This is a genomic window from Soonwooa buanensis, assembly GCF_900167905.1.
GTDB lineage: Bacteria > Bacteroidota > Bacteroidia > Flavobacteriales > Weeksellaceae > Soonwooa > Soonwooa buanensis.
Genome location: NZ_FUYZ01000016.1, coordinates 2,620 through 20,442, shown reverse-complemented (window position 1 = coordinate 20,442; position 17,823 = coordinate 2,620). Strand labels below are relative to the sequence as shown.

Annotated in this window: 15 protein-coding genes; 5 read left to right on the top strand and 10 right to left on the bottom strand. The window is 33.2% G+C overall.

The window, feature by feature from the left end; genetic code table 11:
* On the top strand, positions 1-284 hold a 284-nt coding region (locus B5X62_RS14955; RefSeq protein ID WP_144038406.1), incomplete at its 5' end, for a transposase.
* A gap of 175 nt (positions 285-459) precedes the next feature.
* On the opposite strand, the gene B5X62_RS14950 is transcribed toward B5X62_RS14955, so the two are convergent.
* The 3 genes from B5X62_RS14950 to B5X62_RS14940 are packed head-to-tail and all read right to left on the bottom strand — an operon-like array spanning position 460 to position 4,703.
* Positions 460-2,529: a protein-disulfide reductase DsbD family protein gene (locus B5X62_RS14950; RefSeq protein ID WP_079668289.1), complete on the bottom strand. Its 2,070-nt coding sequence runs from the start codon at positions 2,527-2,529 to the stop codon at positions 460-462.
* Positions 2,530-2,561: 32 nt separating this feature from the next.
* Positions 2,562-4,217, bottom strand: a complete 1,656-nt coding sequence (locus B5X62_RS14945; RefSeq protein WP_144038405.1) for a DUF6029 family protein — start codon at positions 4,215-4,217, stop codon at positions 2,562-2,564.
* Between the two features lie 9 nt (positions 4,218-4,226).
* Positions 4,227-4,703, bottom strand: coding sequence for a TlpA family protein disulfide reductase (locus B5X62_RS14940; protein WP_079668287.1), 477 nt, complete (start codon positions 4,701-4,703; stop codon positions 4,227-4,229).
* A gap of 194 nt (positions 4,704-4,897) precedes the next feature.
* Here B5X62_RS14940 and B5X62_RS14935 point away from each other — a divergent pair, with 194 nt between their 5' ends.
* The 4 genes from B5X62_RS14935 to B5X62_RS14920 all read left to right on the top strand — a co-directional run bounded on the left by B5X62_RS14935 (position 4,898) and on the right by B5X62_RS14920 (position 10,222).
* Positions 4,898-5,962, top strand: a complete 1,065-nt coding sequence (locus tag B5X62_RS14935; protein ID WP_079668286.1) for an Omp28-related outer membrane protein — start codon at positions 4,898-4,900, stop codon at positions 5,960-5,962.
* A gap of 31 nt (positions 5,963-5,993) precedes the next feature.
* Positions 5,994-6,716: a T9SS type A sorting domain-containing protein gene (locus B5X62_RS14930; protein ID WP_079668285.1), complete on the top strand. Its 723-nt coding sequence runs from the start codon at positions 5,994-5,996 to the stop codon at positions 6,714-6,716.
* Positions 6,717-6,760: 44 nt separating this feature from the next.
* Positions 6,761-8,635 (top strand): Omp28-related outer membrane protein, encoded by a 1,875-nt coding sequence (locus tag B5X62_RS14925; RefSeq protein WP_079668284.1) that lies wholly within the window; start codon positions 6,761-6,763, stop codon positions 8,633-8,635.
* Positions 8,636-8,779: 144 nt separating this feature from the next.
* Positions 8,780-10,222 carry a T9SS type A sorting domain-containing protein gene (locus B5X62_RS14920; protein ID WP_159447661.1) on the top strand — a complete coding sequence of 481 codons (1,443 nt, stop codon included), beginning with the start codon at positions 8,780-8,782 and terminating at the stop codon, positions 10,220-10,222.
* A gap of 152 nt (positions 10,223-10,374) precedes the next feature.
* Here B5X62_RS14920 and B5X62_RS14915 read toward each other — a convergent pair whose 3' ends face one another.
* From B5X62_RS14915 to B5X62_RS14880, 7 genes are all read right to left on the bottom strand, one after another.
* Positions 10,375-10,689, bottom strand: coding sequence for a transposase (locus B5X62_RS14915; RefSeq protein WP_079668282.1), 315 nt, complete (start codon positions 10,687-10,689; stop codon positions 10,375-10,377).
* Between the two features lie 431 nt (positions 10,690-11,120).
* On the bottom strand, positions 11,121-11,558 hold the full coding sequence (locus tag B5X62_RS14905) for a transposase (protein WP_079668280.1): 438 nt from the start codon (positions 11,556-11,558) through the stop codon (positions 11,121-11,123).
* A gap of 79 nt (positions 11,559-11,637) precedes the next feature.
* Positions 11,638-13,227, bottom strand: coding sequence for a hypothetical protein (locus tag B5X62_RS14900; RefSeq protein WP_079668279.1), 1,590 nt, complete (start codon positions 13,225-13,227; stop codon positions 11,638-11,640).
* A gap of 48 nt (positions 13,228-13,275) precedes the next feature.
* A complete protein-coding gene (locus tag B5X62_RS14895; protein ID WP_079668278.1) occupies positions 13,276-14,067 on the bottom strand; it encodes a hypothetical protein in 792 nt (263 codons plus the stop codon).
* Positions 14,068-14,120: 53 nt separating this feature from the next.
* Complete coding sequence (locus B5X62_RS14890) at positions 14,121-14,732, bottom strand: hypothetical protein (RefSeq protein ID WP_079668277.1); 612 nt, start codon at positions 14,730-14,732, stop codon at positions 14,121-14,123.
* A 254-nt stretch (positions 14,733-14,986) separates the two neighbouring features.
* A complete protein-coding gene (locus B5X62_RS14885; RefSeq protein WP_079668276.1) occupies positions 14,987-16,507 on the bottom strand; it encodes a helix-turn-helix transcriptional regulator in 1,521 nt (506 codons plus the stop codon).
* Between the two features lie 279 nt (positions 16,508-16,786).
* The gene (locus B5X62_RS14880) at positions 16,787-17,638 is read right to left on the bottom strand and encodes a T9SS type A sorting domain-containing protein (RefSeq protein WP_079668275.1); all 852 of its coding nucleotides are present in this window, start codon (positions 17,636-17,638) and stop codon (positions 16,787-16,789) included.
* Between the last annotated feature and the right edge of the window lie 185 nt (positions 17,639-17,823).

Below are 17,823 nucleotides of genomic sequence, written 5' to 3'. Positions count from 1 at the left end.
GTTACGCAGGAGTTGCACCATTTGAATACAGTTCGGGTAGTTCTATTTATCGAAAACCGAGGGTTTCTACAATGGCGGATAAAGAGCTGAAAAAAGTATTGCATTTAGCGGCGCTCAGCTCGATAAGATTAAAAAATGACCTTGCAATTTACTTCCAAAGAAAGGTTGCGGAAGGAAAAAACAAGATGTCTATACTCAACGCAATTAGAAACAAAATTATACACAGAATATATGCTTTAATAAAAAACGAATCTGTGTATAATTTTAATTTGCATATGTCATAGAAATCGAGTAGACGTTTTCTTACTTAACAAAACTGCAGTTAATAAAAAAGTAAACATATTTGTTTTCTTTTAATAACATATAAAATTCATATTTGACGTTACACTATAATTTAAAAATAAAAAATCCGCGACCTAAATCGCGGATTTCACTTAAACTTAAACTTTATATCAAGAATTAATTCTTTTTATGATAATTGATTCCACATTCTAAGAATTTTTTGAAATCATCTTTCGGCATATAACCCGAAACTGGCGTGTTAATCACCTTTTGATCTGGTGTCACTAACACATAATGCGGTTGAGAATTGTTGTTGAAATTCACCTGTTGGAACATCGACCATTTGTCTCCGATCGTTTTAATCTTCTTCATTTGACCGCCGCCCATGTCAATTTTCATTTGTTCTGCTTCTGGCAATTCTTCTTTGTCATCAACATAAACCGAAGCGATAACAACATCATTTTGCAACAACGGTAAGATATCATCTTGACTCCAAACAAATTCCTCCATTTTACGACAGTTTTCGCAACCATAACCCGTAAAGTCGATAAGAAGTGGTTTGTTTTGTTTTTTAGCTTCTTCTAAAGCATCAAAATAATTATGATGCAATTTTAAACCTAAAATACCATCTTCTTCTTTATGGAAATAACTCACATTCATTGGAGGAAGAATTCCACTTAACAATTGAAGTTTTGGCTTGTCGGCTGGGATTAAACCATAAATTAAATAGCCTAAAAACCCTAAACCTAAAACACCTAAAAGTTTTCTACCTAAAGAGATTTTTGGTTCTTTATCATCATGCGGGAATCTGATTTTTCCGAATAAATAAAGTACTAATCCAATCGTAATGATGATCCAAAGTACGATGAATAATTCTCTTTTAAGCATAAATGTTTTTGAAACTAAATCTGCTTTTGAAAGGAATTTTAATGCTAAAGCAACTTCGATAAAACCAAGTACAACTTTAACGGTATTCATCCAACCTCCAGATTTTGGAAGACTTTGTAATGCTTGTGGGAACAATGCTAACAATCCGAAAACCAATGCCCAAGCGATACCAAAACCGGCTAAAGCAAATGTTAGAAGTGTTGGCACATTAGACGAACCTGTTACCACGCCGCCCAATAAACTTCCCAAAATAGGACCTGTACACGAGAACGAAACGATAACCAGCGTCAACGCCATGAAGAAGATACCGATAATTCCGCCAGCTTCTTCCGCTTTTGATGACTTGTTCGCAACCCAGTTAGGAAGCGTGATTTCGTAGTATCCAAAGAAACTGAATGCAAAGAAAATAAAGATCACAAAGAAGAATAAATTCAACCAAATATTTGTTGAGATTTGATTAAAGATATTCCCAGAAATCCCATCAATAATATGGAACGGAATACTTAATAATACGAAGATTAATAAGATAAAGAATCCATATATAAAGGCATCTCTTTTACCTTTTGCTTTGTCTTTGCTACCTTTTGTAAAGAACGAAACCGTCAACGGAATCATTGGGAAAACACAAGGTGTTAGTAGTGCAATAAGTCCTCCTAAAAAGCCTAATGCTAAGATTAACCAGTTGTTGTCTCCACCTGTATTTTCTTGAACAGTCCCGCAATTAGTCAACGGATTTTTGAAGTCTAAAGAATTGATTTTTAATTCTTTTTCGTGTCCTGATGTAGTTGGTGATACAACCGCTACTTCGCCATTCGCTTCTGGTACTGCAATGGAAGCCGTATCAATCTGCGCCGTTGTTATAGCCTCTGGTTTTACTTCTTCTGTAGTCGCTGCCGTTGAACTTTTAACAGCTTTTTCGAACTCTAAAGTTGTTGGTGCAAGACACAATCTATCGTTACAAACTTGATAAGTTATCTCTGCCGCAACTTTAAAATCTTTATCAGGATTTTTTGCTTTGAATTTTTGTTTAAATAAAACTTGATTCGCATAATACACAATCTGAGCGCCGAAAGCTTCGGAATATTCATCATGTTTTTTTCCTATTTCTAGGACTTTGCCCATTGTTGTAATACCTTCTTTTGAAGATAATTTAAACTCTGTTGGAAATCCTGAATCAGGTGGCAAATCCTGCGAATAAATATGCCATTTGTCCTCCATTTTGGCAGTTAATACTGCCTCATACTCCCCTTTTCCTAAGTCTTTAACATCAAATTGAAACTTTACAGGATTCTGAACTTGAGCTAAGACTAAAACTGAAAAAATAAAGGAAAAGAATAATAAAACTCTCTTTAAATTCATTTTTAGCTAATTATTAAATTTTCGAAATTGATCTAAAACGTTGTATTGATATTTAGCGAAAAGCCGGTATTTTCCGGAACCATACGACAAACGCCTCCCACACATATTAATCCTCCTCTTTGACGTCCATAAGAAGCCTGAACTCTGGTTGAGTTCTTTCTAAAGACTGCTCCAAAAGTATAATAATGCATCTGCTTCTCCTTGTCATCATTTCCGTAATTATACATATCACTTACAAATATAGACCAATTCTTTTTAAAATTAAATTCAGATAGCGCTGCTGCCCAGTTTTTGAAAGACGAGCTAGCCCATTGATGTTGAACTTCTAGCTTTAAAGAACTTTTATTAATTTTGAATAAGTTATCCCAAACAGCTGTCGTAGCGTACACATGACCTTCTGTCTCTTGGATTCTATCCGTATTATAATCTTGATAAATATAGATTAAAGCTGTATTCCAGCTTTGCGATAGTTTTTTTCTAATATCGACATTGAAGTCCGAATAATAACGTTCGCCAAGATCTAAGGCTTTGGTCTCAACAGTGTTAAAATCTTCGTAAACACGGTATTTTCCTTTAAGACCGTACCAGTTTGCAAAGTTAACAGCGATGTCCGTTCCATATTTTCCACCAAGAGCAGTTCCTTTTTTAAACTGATAGTTGATGTCAAATTGAGATCCTATTTCTCCTGATTTTCTTTGTGGGAAAAACGTCAACTGAGGTTGCGCTTGATAAACATAAATGTTTGCTAAACTATAGTCAAACTGCTTAGTTAAAGCTGGTGTATAGTTAAGTAAAGCTTGATTATATTGATTACCAATACGCTCTCTATCCGAATAAATATTGAAATTTTCTAAACGACGTAACGTACCACTTACTCCAAATCCTGTTTTAGCAAAACCTAAAACAACATTAACTGCATTTCCTGAATAGACATTAATTGGATCAACCTCGCTTGCCATTTTAATGGCGTCTTTAGTTTTATAAAGATATTCTGCATTTAGATAGAAATCTTTATACTCGTTGTTCCAACGTACACCATAGATGTTAACATCAGCAGGCGCATTAACAAAATGAGGATCTTTAGCTTCGTGTTTATTAACAAAACTAAATCCAATATTTGAATCAAATTTATCAGAGCCTAAAGCTTTAGCCAATTGAAACTCTGTGTCAACACCAGCAATTGCAGTATTCGACAGATCGAAGCCCATCCCAACACGTTGTTTACCATATAAAGCTTTAACAGTCGCTAGATCATCTGCGAAAGATAATTTGACACGACCACCGACCAATGAGTTGGCAATACCAAGTTGTCTATCTTCCCAAGTTCTTAAGGCTAAACCAGATCCAAATTGCTCATAAAAGTGACCGAGAGTAACATCTACACCTTTTTCATTATTATAGTTAACATAGTAAGTCCCAAGGTTAACACTTTTAAAATCAGGAGAATAATTAAGTAATGCTTTTGGTTCGTAAGACTCGACTTGTGCACCAACAGTAAATTGTTTGTACTTGTAAGTCATCGTCAAATAAGAATTGGACCTGAATCGTTGATCCGCTTCGTTATCTGCTAATTTTATTTTTTTATCATCTACATAATACTGGTTGTTGGATTCTAAACTTGCATTAAACTGCGCGTACACTAATCCTTGTCCCAATAGCATCAATATAGGGAGTAGTTTTTTCTTCATATCAAATAATTACTGTAGTTTTTTTATTTCTTCAAAAAGTGCTACTTCGTCTCCCGGTACATATCCAACATGCGAATACACTAATTTGTTTTTATAATAAACTAAAGTTGTCGGCACATTATTAACGTTAAGTTGTCTTTTAATAGACTGTGAAGAGTCTAGTAAAACTTGATCAAACTCCCATCCTTTACCTTTAACCACAGTTTTCACTTTTGCAACAGTTCTTGGATCATCAGTAGAGACAGCTACAAAATCAAAATCTTTTTCTTTCTTCCACTCTTCTAGCTTTTCGTTAACCACATTAAGCTCTTCCATACATGGTAAACACCAAGTCGCCCAAAAGCTCATCACTAGGGGTTTTTCGTTATTAAAATTTTTAAGAGCTACATTTTCTCCTTTGATGTTTTTTGCCGAGATATTCTCGATAGACTGTGCACTTAATAATGCACTACTAATAATTGCTAGTCCAATTGCAAATTTCTTCATAATACCTAATATGTGATTTGTATAATTTTTCAAAGCACTAAACTATTAATAAATATTCAAACCCTTGTCTAAAAACTTAAATAATTTTTATTAATAGCCTTTATTTTGCTTTTTTTTTATTTTTTTATGTTTTTATTTCCACTTAAACGAAAAATTATTTAGTTTTACATAATTCTTTTGAAAATAAGTATAAAATGAAAAAACCTTTACTATTATTACTATTGTTTACGTTCTTACTAAATTCTTGTGCTGGATCCGAAAGTGACGAAGGTCGCGATGTGGTAACTTTTGTTAAACTATCAGCAAGTGAAAACCTAGTTTTACTTGGTAATTCTGTAAAATTTAATTTGGTGGATAACCTTAATAACGATGTTACTGATAAGGCGACATTCTACATTAATGGAAAAATAAATGAATCTGGTCCGGTTTTTAAAACTGAACATTTAGGAGAATATAATATAACTGCTACTTACGAAAAGTTCACAATAAAACCGCTCAAATTATCAGTTATAAAACCTGAAGGTACAATCTACACGCACCGTATTCTGTATGAAGATTTTACTGGGACTTGGTGCGGAAACTGTCCGATTGCTGGAGAAAGATTTAATAGATTGATTGCACAGAATGACAAAGCAGTTATTGTTGGTATACATGGTCCAACTGTACAAGCAGATCCTTATACCAATGAAGCATCTATGGCTATTATTTCGGATTTGAAAGTTACGGCATACCCAACCATTTTACTTAATCATACAAAAAATTGGAGTACAGCTAACTTCAGTTTGGATGTTGCTTTCGGGCTAGCTGAGATTAAACCATATAGTAGAGTTGGAATTGGAATTACAACTAAGCTAGATGGTAACACTCTTTCTGGAGAATATAAGATAGCATTTGCTCAAAATTATGACAACTTAAAATTAATAGTTTACATTGTTGAAGACAAAATTGTCTATCCACAGCATAACTATTTCAATGGATCTGGTGGTAAACCAATCTTGTATGATGGTGTACCAATTATTCCAAACTATGAGAATCATAATGTATTAAGAGCACTTCTGACTCCTGCAAAAGGTGAAAATATCCCAAGCACAAATACTCAAAACAACACTGAATATTTAAAAAATTTCAGTTATACGATTCCTGCTAATTTCAATAAAGAAAATGTAAAAATTATAGTTGCTGTTCTTAACGGACAGAACGAAGTATTAAATGTACGCGAAGCATTGCCTAATACTACAAATGTTTTAGAAGCACTTTAAAAAAAAACGTAAAATATTAAAATAGAAAATTATGAAGAAGTTTTTTATCCTTTCAAGCTTTTTAGGATTTGCATTATCTAATGCACAAATGGTACTTAAGAAACATGACGGTACAGTTATACCAGACGGGACTGTATTTACTGTTAATTCCTACAATGATGACGCGAGTAAAATGTATTATAGACTACATAATACATCTACAACCGAAAGCATCAAGGTAAAAATGATTTGCGAATCGGTGTCAGACAACTATGTTCCTTTCGATATGTTTCAATTTTGCTTCGGAGGAAATTGTATGATTTTCATTACAGAAAATATGCCCTACCCAGAAGGTGATTTTATAATAGGACCAGGTTCTAACTCTGGCGATGATGATTTCTTCTGGAATTGGACTGACTATGATACGCCGTTGACAGCAAAATTCAAATTTTATGAAGTAGATGCATTTGATAATGAGATCGGAACGCCAATCCACATAACTTATGTATATGATAAGCATCTTGCTGTTAATGACGTTAATACAACTAAGGACGTTTTGATAAAGAACACCGTTATTACAAACCAATTGGATTTGAACTCGAAAATCAAAACAAGCTTTCAATTGTTTGATATGAATTCTAAATTAGTAAAAGCGGGCGACCTAAAGGCAGGCGATAATACTATCGATGTTAATAGCTTAGCAGCTGGTATTTATATTATGAACGTGAAAAACGCAAATGGCAAAAACCAAACGCAAAAAATCATAAAGAAATAAATCAAACAAATCACACACACACACCAAATCACAAATTATCAGTTATGAAGAAACTTTACATTGCGGCAGTAGCTTGCTTACTAGCTACTAGTATTAGTGGTCAAATTCACTATTCAGAAAATTTTGAGAGTTTAAATTTAACTACTTGGAAAAATTCAGATCTAGACGGTGATGGTAAATTGTTTTTTTTAGCTAATGCTAGTAACATTTATCCCGCAGCTAACTTAGGAACAAGAACCTTAGTATCATACTCTTACCAGAATACAGCATTAACTCCAAACAACTTACTTACAAGTACACCTATTACTTTACCTTCTGGTGTTGCTAATCTTTTTTTAAAGTTTCAAGTTGGCTCCTATAATGGACAATATGGATCAGAACATTATGCGTTATATTTATCTCCTACGGATGATCCTTCACAAGTCATTGCTACAACTCCAGTAAAAGAAGAAACTCTACCATTTGCAGGTGGTATGAAAGAAGTATCGGTAGATGTATCTAGCTATGCTGGGCAAACGGTTTATTTATCATTTAGACATTTTAATACAAGTGATATGTATTATTTGTTATTTGATAATGTAACGATAGAAACATTGCAAGATAACAATGCTAAGTTAGTTTCTTCAAGCATAGCAAAATATATAGCTTCGGGAACACAGAATGACTTAAAATATACGGTTAAAAACGTAGGTGCTAATCCAATTACCTCTTTAGAACTAAATTGGAATGATGGTACAGATCATATTGCAACTGTAACAACTAATATTGCACCTGGTGCTTCGGCTACAATTACTCATCCAACTAAAGTAAGCTACTCTGATATTAACACAAAAAATCTAAACCTAACAATTACTAAAGTTAATAGCACTGCTGATAGTAACCCAAGTGACAATACCGGATTAGCTTCGACATCTGTAGCATCTCAAATCATTGCTAAAAAAATAGTATTGGAAGAAGGTACTGGTACATGGTGTGGTTGGTGTCCAAGAGGGATGGTTGGTCTCAATAAAGTTAATACCGATTACCCAAATGACCAAATTAGTATTGCAGTACATAATAATGACCCTATGCTTGTAAGTGCTTATGATGGTGGGGCGGCATTTAGTGGTTTTCCGGGTATGAACGTAGATAGAGAATTAAAAGGAGTAGATCCAGGTCCGAGTGGTATTAATAATTTTGTAACTTCAAGAAAAAATATTCCGACACCAGTTAAACTAAGCGGAGATTATTCGATCTCTGGGACTCAACTTACAGCTAATGTTAATGGCCAATTCTTTATTAATAATCCAAATACAAACTTTAAGTTGGCAGTAGTTGTGACCGAAGATGGTGTAAAAGGAACAGCATCGGGTTACGCACAGAAAAACTATTACGCAGGCGGTGGTAATGGTGCAATGGGAGGTTTCGAAAGTCTACCAGCAACAGTACCAGCAGCACAAATGGTTTATGATCACGTTGGGAGAGCTCTTCTAGGAGGATATCTGGGACAAGACGGATCAGTCCCAGCTGCAGTTACTGATGGTTCGACAGCTAGCTACTCATTCAACTATACAATTCCAGCAAGCTATGTAACAGACAATATTCATGCTGTTGTTCTTTTAATCGATTCTAATGATGGTACTATTGTTAATGCTGCAAAACTTACCAAAACTCTTGCTGTTAATGATATTTCTAAAATGGGAGAAAGCACAACAATTTATCCAAACCCAGCAAAATCAGATTTCAATATCAAACTTGCTGATGACGGTAAATATTCGGTAAAAATCTACGATATGGCAGGACGTGAAGTTAAAAATCTTGGTGAAATGAATTCTAATTCTAAAAACATCAATGTACCAATTAACTTAATTCCTGGTAAGTATATGGTTAATATTTCAAAAGATGGTGTTTCGTTCACAAAAGATCTTTTAGTAAAATAAAGCAAAAATTAAAATTTATGATATCAACACTTAAGATATCATAAGTAACAACCCTAGATATATTTTTCTAAACAGAAAATGTATCTAGGTGTTGTTTTTAATTTGAATATTCAATTATTATTCAACGAAAAAAATAAAGTTAAAATGAAAAAGATCTACTTATTCGCCGCAGCAATATATTTTTGCGGATTTAGTACAGCTGCAACGCTTACCTCTACAGAGCCAACCTCAAAAAGCACAAAAAAGTTTGGCACTAACGACGTTAAAGTTGTAGGAACAAAACTTGATAAATTTTTAGTAGCAGGCTCACAAACGTATATAAAGGCTGTTGTTAAAAACGTTGGTAGCAATTCTATCACATCTGTGGAGATCAACTGGAATGATGGTACTGGTGATCATAAAGAAAGAGTGACAGCCTACATTAGTGCAAATCAACAAAGAGAGGTTACACATCCAATACCTACCTCCTACTCTGACGTTGCAACAAAGAACATAACAGTCTCTATCACCAAAGTAAATGATCAAGATGATAGTGATACCTCTAACAACAGCATGGTTGCAATGACAAGTGTTGTATCAGAGTTTGTTCCTAAAAAAGTTGTTTTCGAGGAAGGTACTGGTACTTGGTGTGGATGGTGCCCTCGTGGTATGGTTGCCCTAAAGAAGGTTAATGAAGACTTTCCGGATGATCAAATTAGCATTGCTGTACACGGAGGAAGTAATACAGAACCAATGAAATATCCAGAATATGTTTCAAGCTTAGGTATCACAGGATTTCCAGGAATGGTTGTTGACCGAGAATTAAAAGGTGTTGACATTCATCCGAACACTATTGGCAACTATGTAACGACTAGATCTCAAATGGCTTCACCAGCCAAATTATCTGGAGAATTTAGCATTGACGGAAATCAGTTAACAGCAACAGCTAAAGGACAGTTCTACATTAATAATCCGACAGCTAATTATAAAATGGCTGTTATCGTTTTAGAAGATAATGTAACGGGTACCACATCTGGCTATAATCAAGCTAATTATTATAAAAACAATTCGCAAGGTGAAATGGGAGGTTTCGAAAGTTTACCAGATCCTGTACCAGCAGCTCAGATGGTCTATGATCACGTTGCTCGTGCTATGTTGGGCGGTTTTAGTGGTCAAGATGGCTCTGTACCAACGGCTATTACTGTAGGTTCTTCTGCTAGCTATACTTTTAACTATACTATACCTGCAACTTACAAATCTGACAAGCTGAATGCTGTTGTACTATTGATAGACAGCGCAGATGGCTCAATCATAACAGGTGCCAAACTTACTAAAACTAACCTAGCTGTTAATGACGTTTCTAAAATTGGTGCGAGTACTAAGATCTTCCCTAACCCAGCTAAATCTGACTTTAATATCAAATTAGCTGACGATGGTATGTATTCTGTAAAAATCTACGACATGACAGGACGTGAAGTTAAAAACCTTGGTGAAGTGAAATCAAATTCTAAAAACATTAATGTTCCTATTAACCTAACTGCTGGTAAGTATCTTGTTAACATCACTAAAGATGGTGTATCGTTCTCAAAAGATCTATTGGTTAAATAATATCTGTTCTTATTAGAATAATGAAAAGGGAAAGCCAGTGCTTTCCCTTTTTTAATGATAAATCCTAAACATATTATTATAATTTTTAGGCGTAAGGTGATGATACAATAATCTACTCTATTCATCACGAGCTAACCGCTGACTTTATTACACTATAAAAATATTTTTTTCCATTTGGCAACCGTATTTCGACTGATCTTGAAATGATTGGCTAACTGAATATTGTTAAGTTTATGCTTTTTCTGATAATCAAGAATTTGAAAGATATCTGACTTCGAATAAGATCGATGTTCTTGATTGAATTTTTCCGACGTTTTATCCGATTTTCCAAATACTTTAGTATTAAGCGCGATGATGTCGATTGCCGACAACTTTCTCTTTTCCAGAAAGAATAAGCATTCTTGTATTTTATGAGGATACTTCTTGTGGATAATATCATTATATATGGCTTTGTAATCGGGTGTCATGATTTATATTTTTTTTGATAGGATTAAGAATATTATTGAATTGTTCTAATTGTTTTTTGGAGAGAATTCCCAAATTGTAGCAAAAGCTTCTCTCTCCTTTGCATGTCCTAATATTTATCGTGAAGAAATGGTTGATCACACATTTTTCTATTTTGTACGAAGTGATTTTTTGCAATGGGACTTCCAGCTTAGGGAATTCGATATGTCTTGAAAAAGGTCCTGTTTGTTTTATGGAAATAAAATGCGGCGAAACTTCCAGAGAAAAAATTTTTAATTTTGATAGCTTTAATACAGAGACCGCGAAAATAAGGAAGACAAGAATTGTAATTCTATAGTCAACTTGTGGCATCAAAAAGTAAAATACTCCGATCAGAAATATTGAAAACACTATTAGCAGCATTAACACAAACTGAGTTAACTTTATATTTTTCTTATTGTTTACTTTCATTTTTATATTTGCTAATCCATTTGTAAAGTGTTGTTTTTGGAATTTTGTATTTTTCCATCACCTCAATTTTTGACATTTCTCCAGTGGAAACTTGTTCTATAATAAAATTGATAACTTCTTTGGTGTAAATGTTTTTTCGAAATTGTGGAAGTGCGGTAGCTTTCTTTTCTTTTGTTTTCTCCTCCGATGATGCTGGTGCATATAAAATGAGATGTTGCGAGTATAATCGAAAAAAATCATATTCTAATAATTTGCTCCATTTTAACAAAATATCAGTAGAAAGATTTTCTTGAAGATAGGTCTTAGCGATATCTGCTTCGCTACATTTCAAAAAATTACAGATTCGAGACATTGTAATTCCGCTCTCTGTAACTGCTACTTTCAACAATTGCCCTATATGTATTTCTTTGAAATTGCTCATTCTTCTATATTAATTTTAAAAACTACTGACTCTTGTATGAAGAGTCAATAGTCTAGTAATCACTCTTTTTTTTAAATATTTATTTAGACAACAAGCTGTCAATTTGGCTCTGCTGTTTTCGAATAAGATCTTTTAAGGCGTCAAGTTCATCCTTTTGAGAATCGATTTGCTTTTGTTGCTCAATAGTATGGAGGTATAATTCTTCCACCTTTTCTAGAGTCTGTGTTGATAAGCTTGTTAAATCAAAAGAATATCCATCCGAAGTTTTTTCTAAATTTTTAATAGATGTTACGCCTGGTAAATGATGATTTTGTTTAACAAATTTTTCGACAGAATACAATGTGTTAAACTTATAATTTGGATTAATACTAGAATTTCCATTGAAGTAGTCCTCAAACACATAATCGGCATAAGTACTTGCCGCAGTTTGTATTCCTCCATAAACCCTAAGTTTTATAGTATTATTTTGACGATCTGGTATTGCAGTATTACTTCCAATAGCAACCCAAGCGTCTTTTACCGTAGTAGCATTAGTTTGATCTACAATTGCGGCAATTAGGTTGCTTCTGTTAGAGGTATTAAAACCATTACCAACTGTCAAGTAAGAATTCGTAAAACTCAAATTGTTCTTACCAAATGCAATTTCGGAATTATTAATACTAGTCAAATTTTGCCCAACGACAACGCCTCCATTTCCGGTGATAGTGTTACCAGTACCAGTTGTAAAGGTATTACTACTCGATGTTTTGTTATTAATACCAGCGATGAAATTCCAGCTGCTGTTACCCGTTATTGTATTAGAAGTTCCCGAGACAAAATTAGTTCCCGCTTGTCCATCGGCATCAGTTAAGGTATTTCCGTACCCATTAACAAATGTCAAGATATGGTTCACTTGGTTAGCTTCTCCAAAAACAGTACTAGCATGTCCACTTGTAGTAACAAGTCCTGATCCCACTGTATTACCTTTACCCGACACAGTACTATAGTTACCTCTAGCCGTATTTTGATATCCTGAAGCAAAAGAACTAATCCCAGCCGAAGTTGTTTGATAACCAAATGCCGCTGTATTGGTCTCTGTTGCAGAGCTTCCTTCTCCTACAGCAATAGAGTTTGCACCTACGTTAACTGCGGTTGTACCGCTTGAATAGACAAGTGCATTCCCTCCTCGGATTGCACCAAGAACATCCAGGTCTGCACCTAATATTCCATTTTGTTTTTTGACAGCGACAGCATTGTTTTGGTATATGGCATCACTATTGAGCGTTGCCGGAGTTGTACTTCCCTGCACATTCCAAGGTTCTTTATAATCAGTTAAGTTTGAAGGACTTGCAATCTTCATCCAACGACCTGCAGTACCTTGTGTTTTATCAAAATAATAATACCCTATAGCAGTTATATTTATTGTTTTGTCTGTTGTACTTGTTAAAGTTTCCGTTACATAGACGATCGCACCATCTTGTAATGCTGTGTATAGCGCATCCTTAGCTTGTAGTTCGGCAGCTTTTAGTCGCGGTGCAATAAGACCATCTGTTCTTGTTAAATCGGTTGACGATGCCATCACATCTAATGTTGCTGCTGGAGAGGCTGTATTAATACCAACACGGCCTTCTTGTGAAAATGCAAATCCCGAAATTAAGATTGCACCTATTGTAAATATATTTTTATTCATTATTGATTTTTAAATTGATTCACTTTTAGATTTGAACACTTATAAGTATTAATTAATATTTAATCTTATTGCATATAGATAATTCTCCCAATTTCCTGGGCTGAATGTCCAAGGTTGCGTGTTGTTATTAGTATTATCAAAGAATATGTATAACGTAACACTATCTGCAGTTACCGTAAATACTTTAGAACCTTGAATCATATTGTAGTTTGAGAAAATATTTCCGGCACAAAGTGTTAGACCTCCTGGTAAATTTGGTGTAAATCCTACTTGGCTTAAGCCATTAAGATTAGTCTTGTCCGATGTTACACGTGCATGCATCCAAAACTTATTTGTACCAGATTGAGCAGAGATTAATGTCGCACCAAAATTTACAGCCCAAGTTCCTTTTGGTAATGTAATGTAGGCGCCACTATCTTTATAAGTAGTACTAGTCGTTTCTTGATCTGAAGCGATATTGCTCCCACCAAAGTTCCCTTTAATACTAGGAAGAGCTATGGGTTTCCAAGTCCCAACTCCATTGGCATCACTTGTAAGAGCTAATGTATTGGCTTGGTTTCCATCTACTAATTTAAATCCTGTAACTGGCGCAATAGCAGTTCCTCCTGTTTGGATCTCCAATTTTTGGCTTGGAGAAGTTGTTCCTACACCCATATTACCATTTGCTAATACAGTAACGTCATTAAGTTGTTGCGTTGGAGAAGGCGCTCCTGTTGGTGGGTTATCTTTACCACCATCTACATTGAAAACGCCTTGAGGATTCCATGTGTTAACTCCTGTTTGAGAAAAAGCGAAGGTCGAAATAAAGAAGGTGCTAGAAATTATTAAAAATTTTTTCATGTTTTTTGTATTAATTTTAAATTTTATTTTACTAAATATTATCCTGTAATAAATTAACTATATGGTGGCGGACGAATCGAAAAATAGACTGCAAACTCATTAAAGTTATTTTTATTTAAATAATAGCAATTATTTGATTTTAAAATAATTACAATGCAATTATTCCGAATTGTATTTTTGTTAAAAATTGCCTTTAGATGAGTATTTGTATTTGAAATTGAAAAATGTTCGTTACTTGACTTTACTTCCAAAACATAATCCGAATCGCCAGACACAAATTTGAAATCTGGTTTATTATTAAGTTCTGGGATTTTTTCAGTTTTTACTTTCTTCGTCTTCGTATAAGATGCGACATGTTCTTTCGGCACTGAAGACTTTTTGATGGTTTCAAGCGATACAAATTGTCCTGAAAGTGTATTGTCTAGAGCATGTATTAACGTGTTTTCCGAAACAAAAATCTTCCCTCGCTTTATTTCGTTTTTGTCAATATCATTATTATTGAACTCAGTAACAGTAGCTCCTTCCGAAATATATAATGTGGAACTAGTGGATTGATATATCTGAGCTTGAAATGTAATATAGAAGCCTAAAAATAAAAAAGCACAATAATACTTTCTAGATATAGAAAGTATTAAAAGTGCGTTTCTTGAAAATATAATTTTCATTTGTGTTTAGGTCTCAAATTGAATACAAAGAGACATTATTTAAACACATTATGAAAGCTTAGTATGTATGACTAATCAACTATTCCAATACATGAATTAAACATATTTAACTGATTATCAAACAGCTTAATTTGTAAAACAATATTATATGCATGTAGGGATTAAGACAAGTCTATGAATGAGAATAAGTAATATTAGTACCGAAATTACATTTTCACTTAACAACAAATGAGATTATCTGGTATGAAAAATTACTATTTTTCGAAATCCTTTTCTAAATAAGTTAGATATTGTGATGGCGATATTTTTGTTTTAGCTTTAAAATTAACAGCAAATTGATTGTACGAATTATAACCGCACATTTCGGCAAGAGCAGCAATTTTGTATTTACGATACTGCGGATTATCTTTCAATAACTGCGTAAAATAATCAATACGTAAATCATTCATATAATTATTAAAATCTTGATTATAATATTTTTTCAGCAAAAAACTTAAGTTGCGTGGCGTAATATTTAGTTTCGTTGCAAGCTGGGTTGCTAAAAGATTTTGTTTTAAAAAAAAGTTCTTTTGCTCCAGATTCTTTAGTTGTAAAATGATTTGTTCCTCGTTTTCAATTTCTCTAATGTCATCACTAGTTGATGCGTGAGATTCTATCTTTGTGTTTTTTTTCTGTTCAAGACCAGCAATAATTTCCTGAAAAGCAGCAGTCAGTTTTTTGCGCTTTAACCTATTGTACCACACCAAAATAATTAAGCATATTATACAAAACACGACGAGAAGAAAAACAATCCTTGTTTTAGTTTTTTCTTCTTGAATTTTAGTTTTTGATTTTTTCGTTTCGTACTTAGTGAGTTCTTGTATTCTTAACGTCTCGTTATTTGTGATGTCATCAACTTCCTCTGCAAAAGCTAATTGTTCTTCTGGTGAATCTATCTTGGCATGAAGCCGCTCTTTTAAAATAAGTTTGGTCGCCGCAACTGTATTCTTGGCTTTAGATCTCGAATACGCGGATGAGAAAAATTCTTTAGCTTCATCCTTATTCCCTTTTTTTAATGATAATAATGCTTTAGCTAAATCATAAATTTCGTACAAAGACGAATTTTCTCTTACGACAACATCACTAATGCTTGCATCAGCTTTTTTTAAATTTTGCTCAGCTTCAATAACATTTCCACACTTCATTTGAGTAAATGCATTTTGAGCATAAATTGCGAAAATGTAATCAAGATCTTTTTTCTGAATATCAGTAGGTACTAAATCTAAATATTTATTTCTCGCCTCAGACGCTTTGCAATATTTAGCATCAATATCATAAATTTTGGACAAATCATAATAATATTGAGCTTCTTTATACGGATTTTTGCTTTTATTCTGTAGTTTAATATAGTTTTGCCATGCATCATCAGATTGTTCTATGAGACCTGCTCTTCTATATGACATTGCTAAACCATTAGTATATGCCATTTTTAGATTTATTGAATCTATATTTTTTCCCATTTTTTCAGCGACTTCATAATAATACACTGCTTGAGTATAAAAACCGGTGCTATATTTCGCACCACCCATAATTAAATTGGCATAAACTTTTTCATAATTAGTTTGAGCATTCTGAAGAAGAGCCTCCGAATTATGATAATAATTGTGAGAGCTTGTATTTACCAAATTTTTATAATATGCAAAATTTTTGGACTTTCCTTCATCCAATTTTTGCTGACCAAAACAGAATGTCGTTAGAAAAAGACAAATGAGAAATTTTATTTTAGAGTAATCCATTCCTAATAAGTATATGCAAAAATAATGAAATATTAAAATTTATCCTCAATCATATAATTGAAAATTTTAATTTTTTTGTAAAAAAATGGATTGTATTATGTTTTTTGTAATAAGTGTATTTAAGCCTACTTATCAATATGGTTCTAAAATAAAATTATAATCATCTTATAGGGAGTTCCTAACAGAGCCAGACAACAACTATGTTTTACAAGAATTGAAAAAAACATCAATTCCATAAAAAAGGCAAAAAGAAACAATACAATGTTAGTTGTAGTTTATTTATTTTTTTATAAATTGAATTATAGCAGTTTCGTAATTTTTAGAAGACAGTTTTAAAAGATAGTTTCCTTTGCTCAATTTTGAGACGTCAATTTGTTTTCCATTTAATTGGTTTACATTAATTATTCTACCATCCAAAGTGTGAATTGAATAATTAACGAAATCTATTTTAGAATTAATTTCTAAAAAATTTTCTGTAGGATTTGGATATATTTTGACAATGACGACTTTAGATAATTCGGAAGTACCTAGATTTAAGCAAGAAGGCGGATTACTGATTTCACCATTAGTAAAATCATATAAAATTAAACTTCCTGCTGGAATAATACCTGAATATTCTGCACCAATCGGAGCAATTGGACAATTGCTAAAAATTAAATTAGAATGATAAAATGGAGTTTCTTTTTTTAACCATCCTTCACAATTGGTAGATTGCAAATTCCAATTAGCATCAATAATCATCCCATTAATTGAAACTGGTTCAACCATATCAACCATAACGCAAGAACTTGTCCAATTAGAGGGTGGTTTAAAGAATATTTTCGCTAATGGTATTTCTCCAGTAAAATATTTAAATGTTTTAATTTGAGATGTTGTATTTTGATTGTCTACTATAAAAACTTTAACTATTTTATTCGCATCGATGAAAACATTGAAACTATTAACTGCAGAATTTGAGTTTAAAGTTGGATCAGAGCCATCGGTTGTAAAGTAAAGCGTTCCATTTCCATTAAAACTTACATTGTATGCAGAATAATAATGTGAGTTTGGAGCTTCACTGGTATAAATATCCTGTCCATAATAATAGGTTGTAAGAAATAAAAGAAGAAAAAAAAGATATATCTTTTTCATAGCCTAATTTTTGAGTGTTATTTATATTAGTTTTCTGCCTTTCAAACATTACTGCCAACGGAAAAAGTATTGGCGAAGTGCGGGCTTAATTTGAACGAATGTTCAAGTTCAGACCAAACGAAGCCGATGCTTTTTCAGATTGTCTAAATTAAACAAAAATGTGGAATTGAAAAATATTGGCGGCT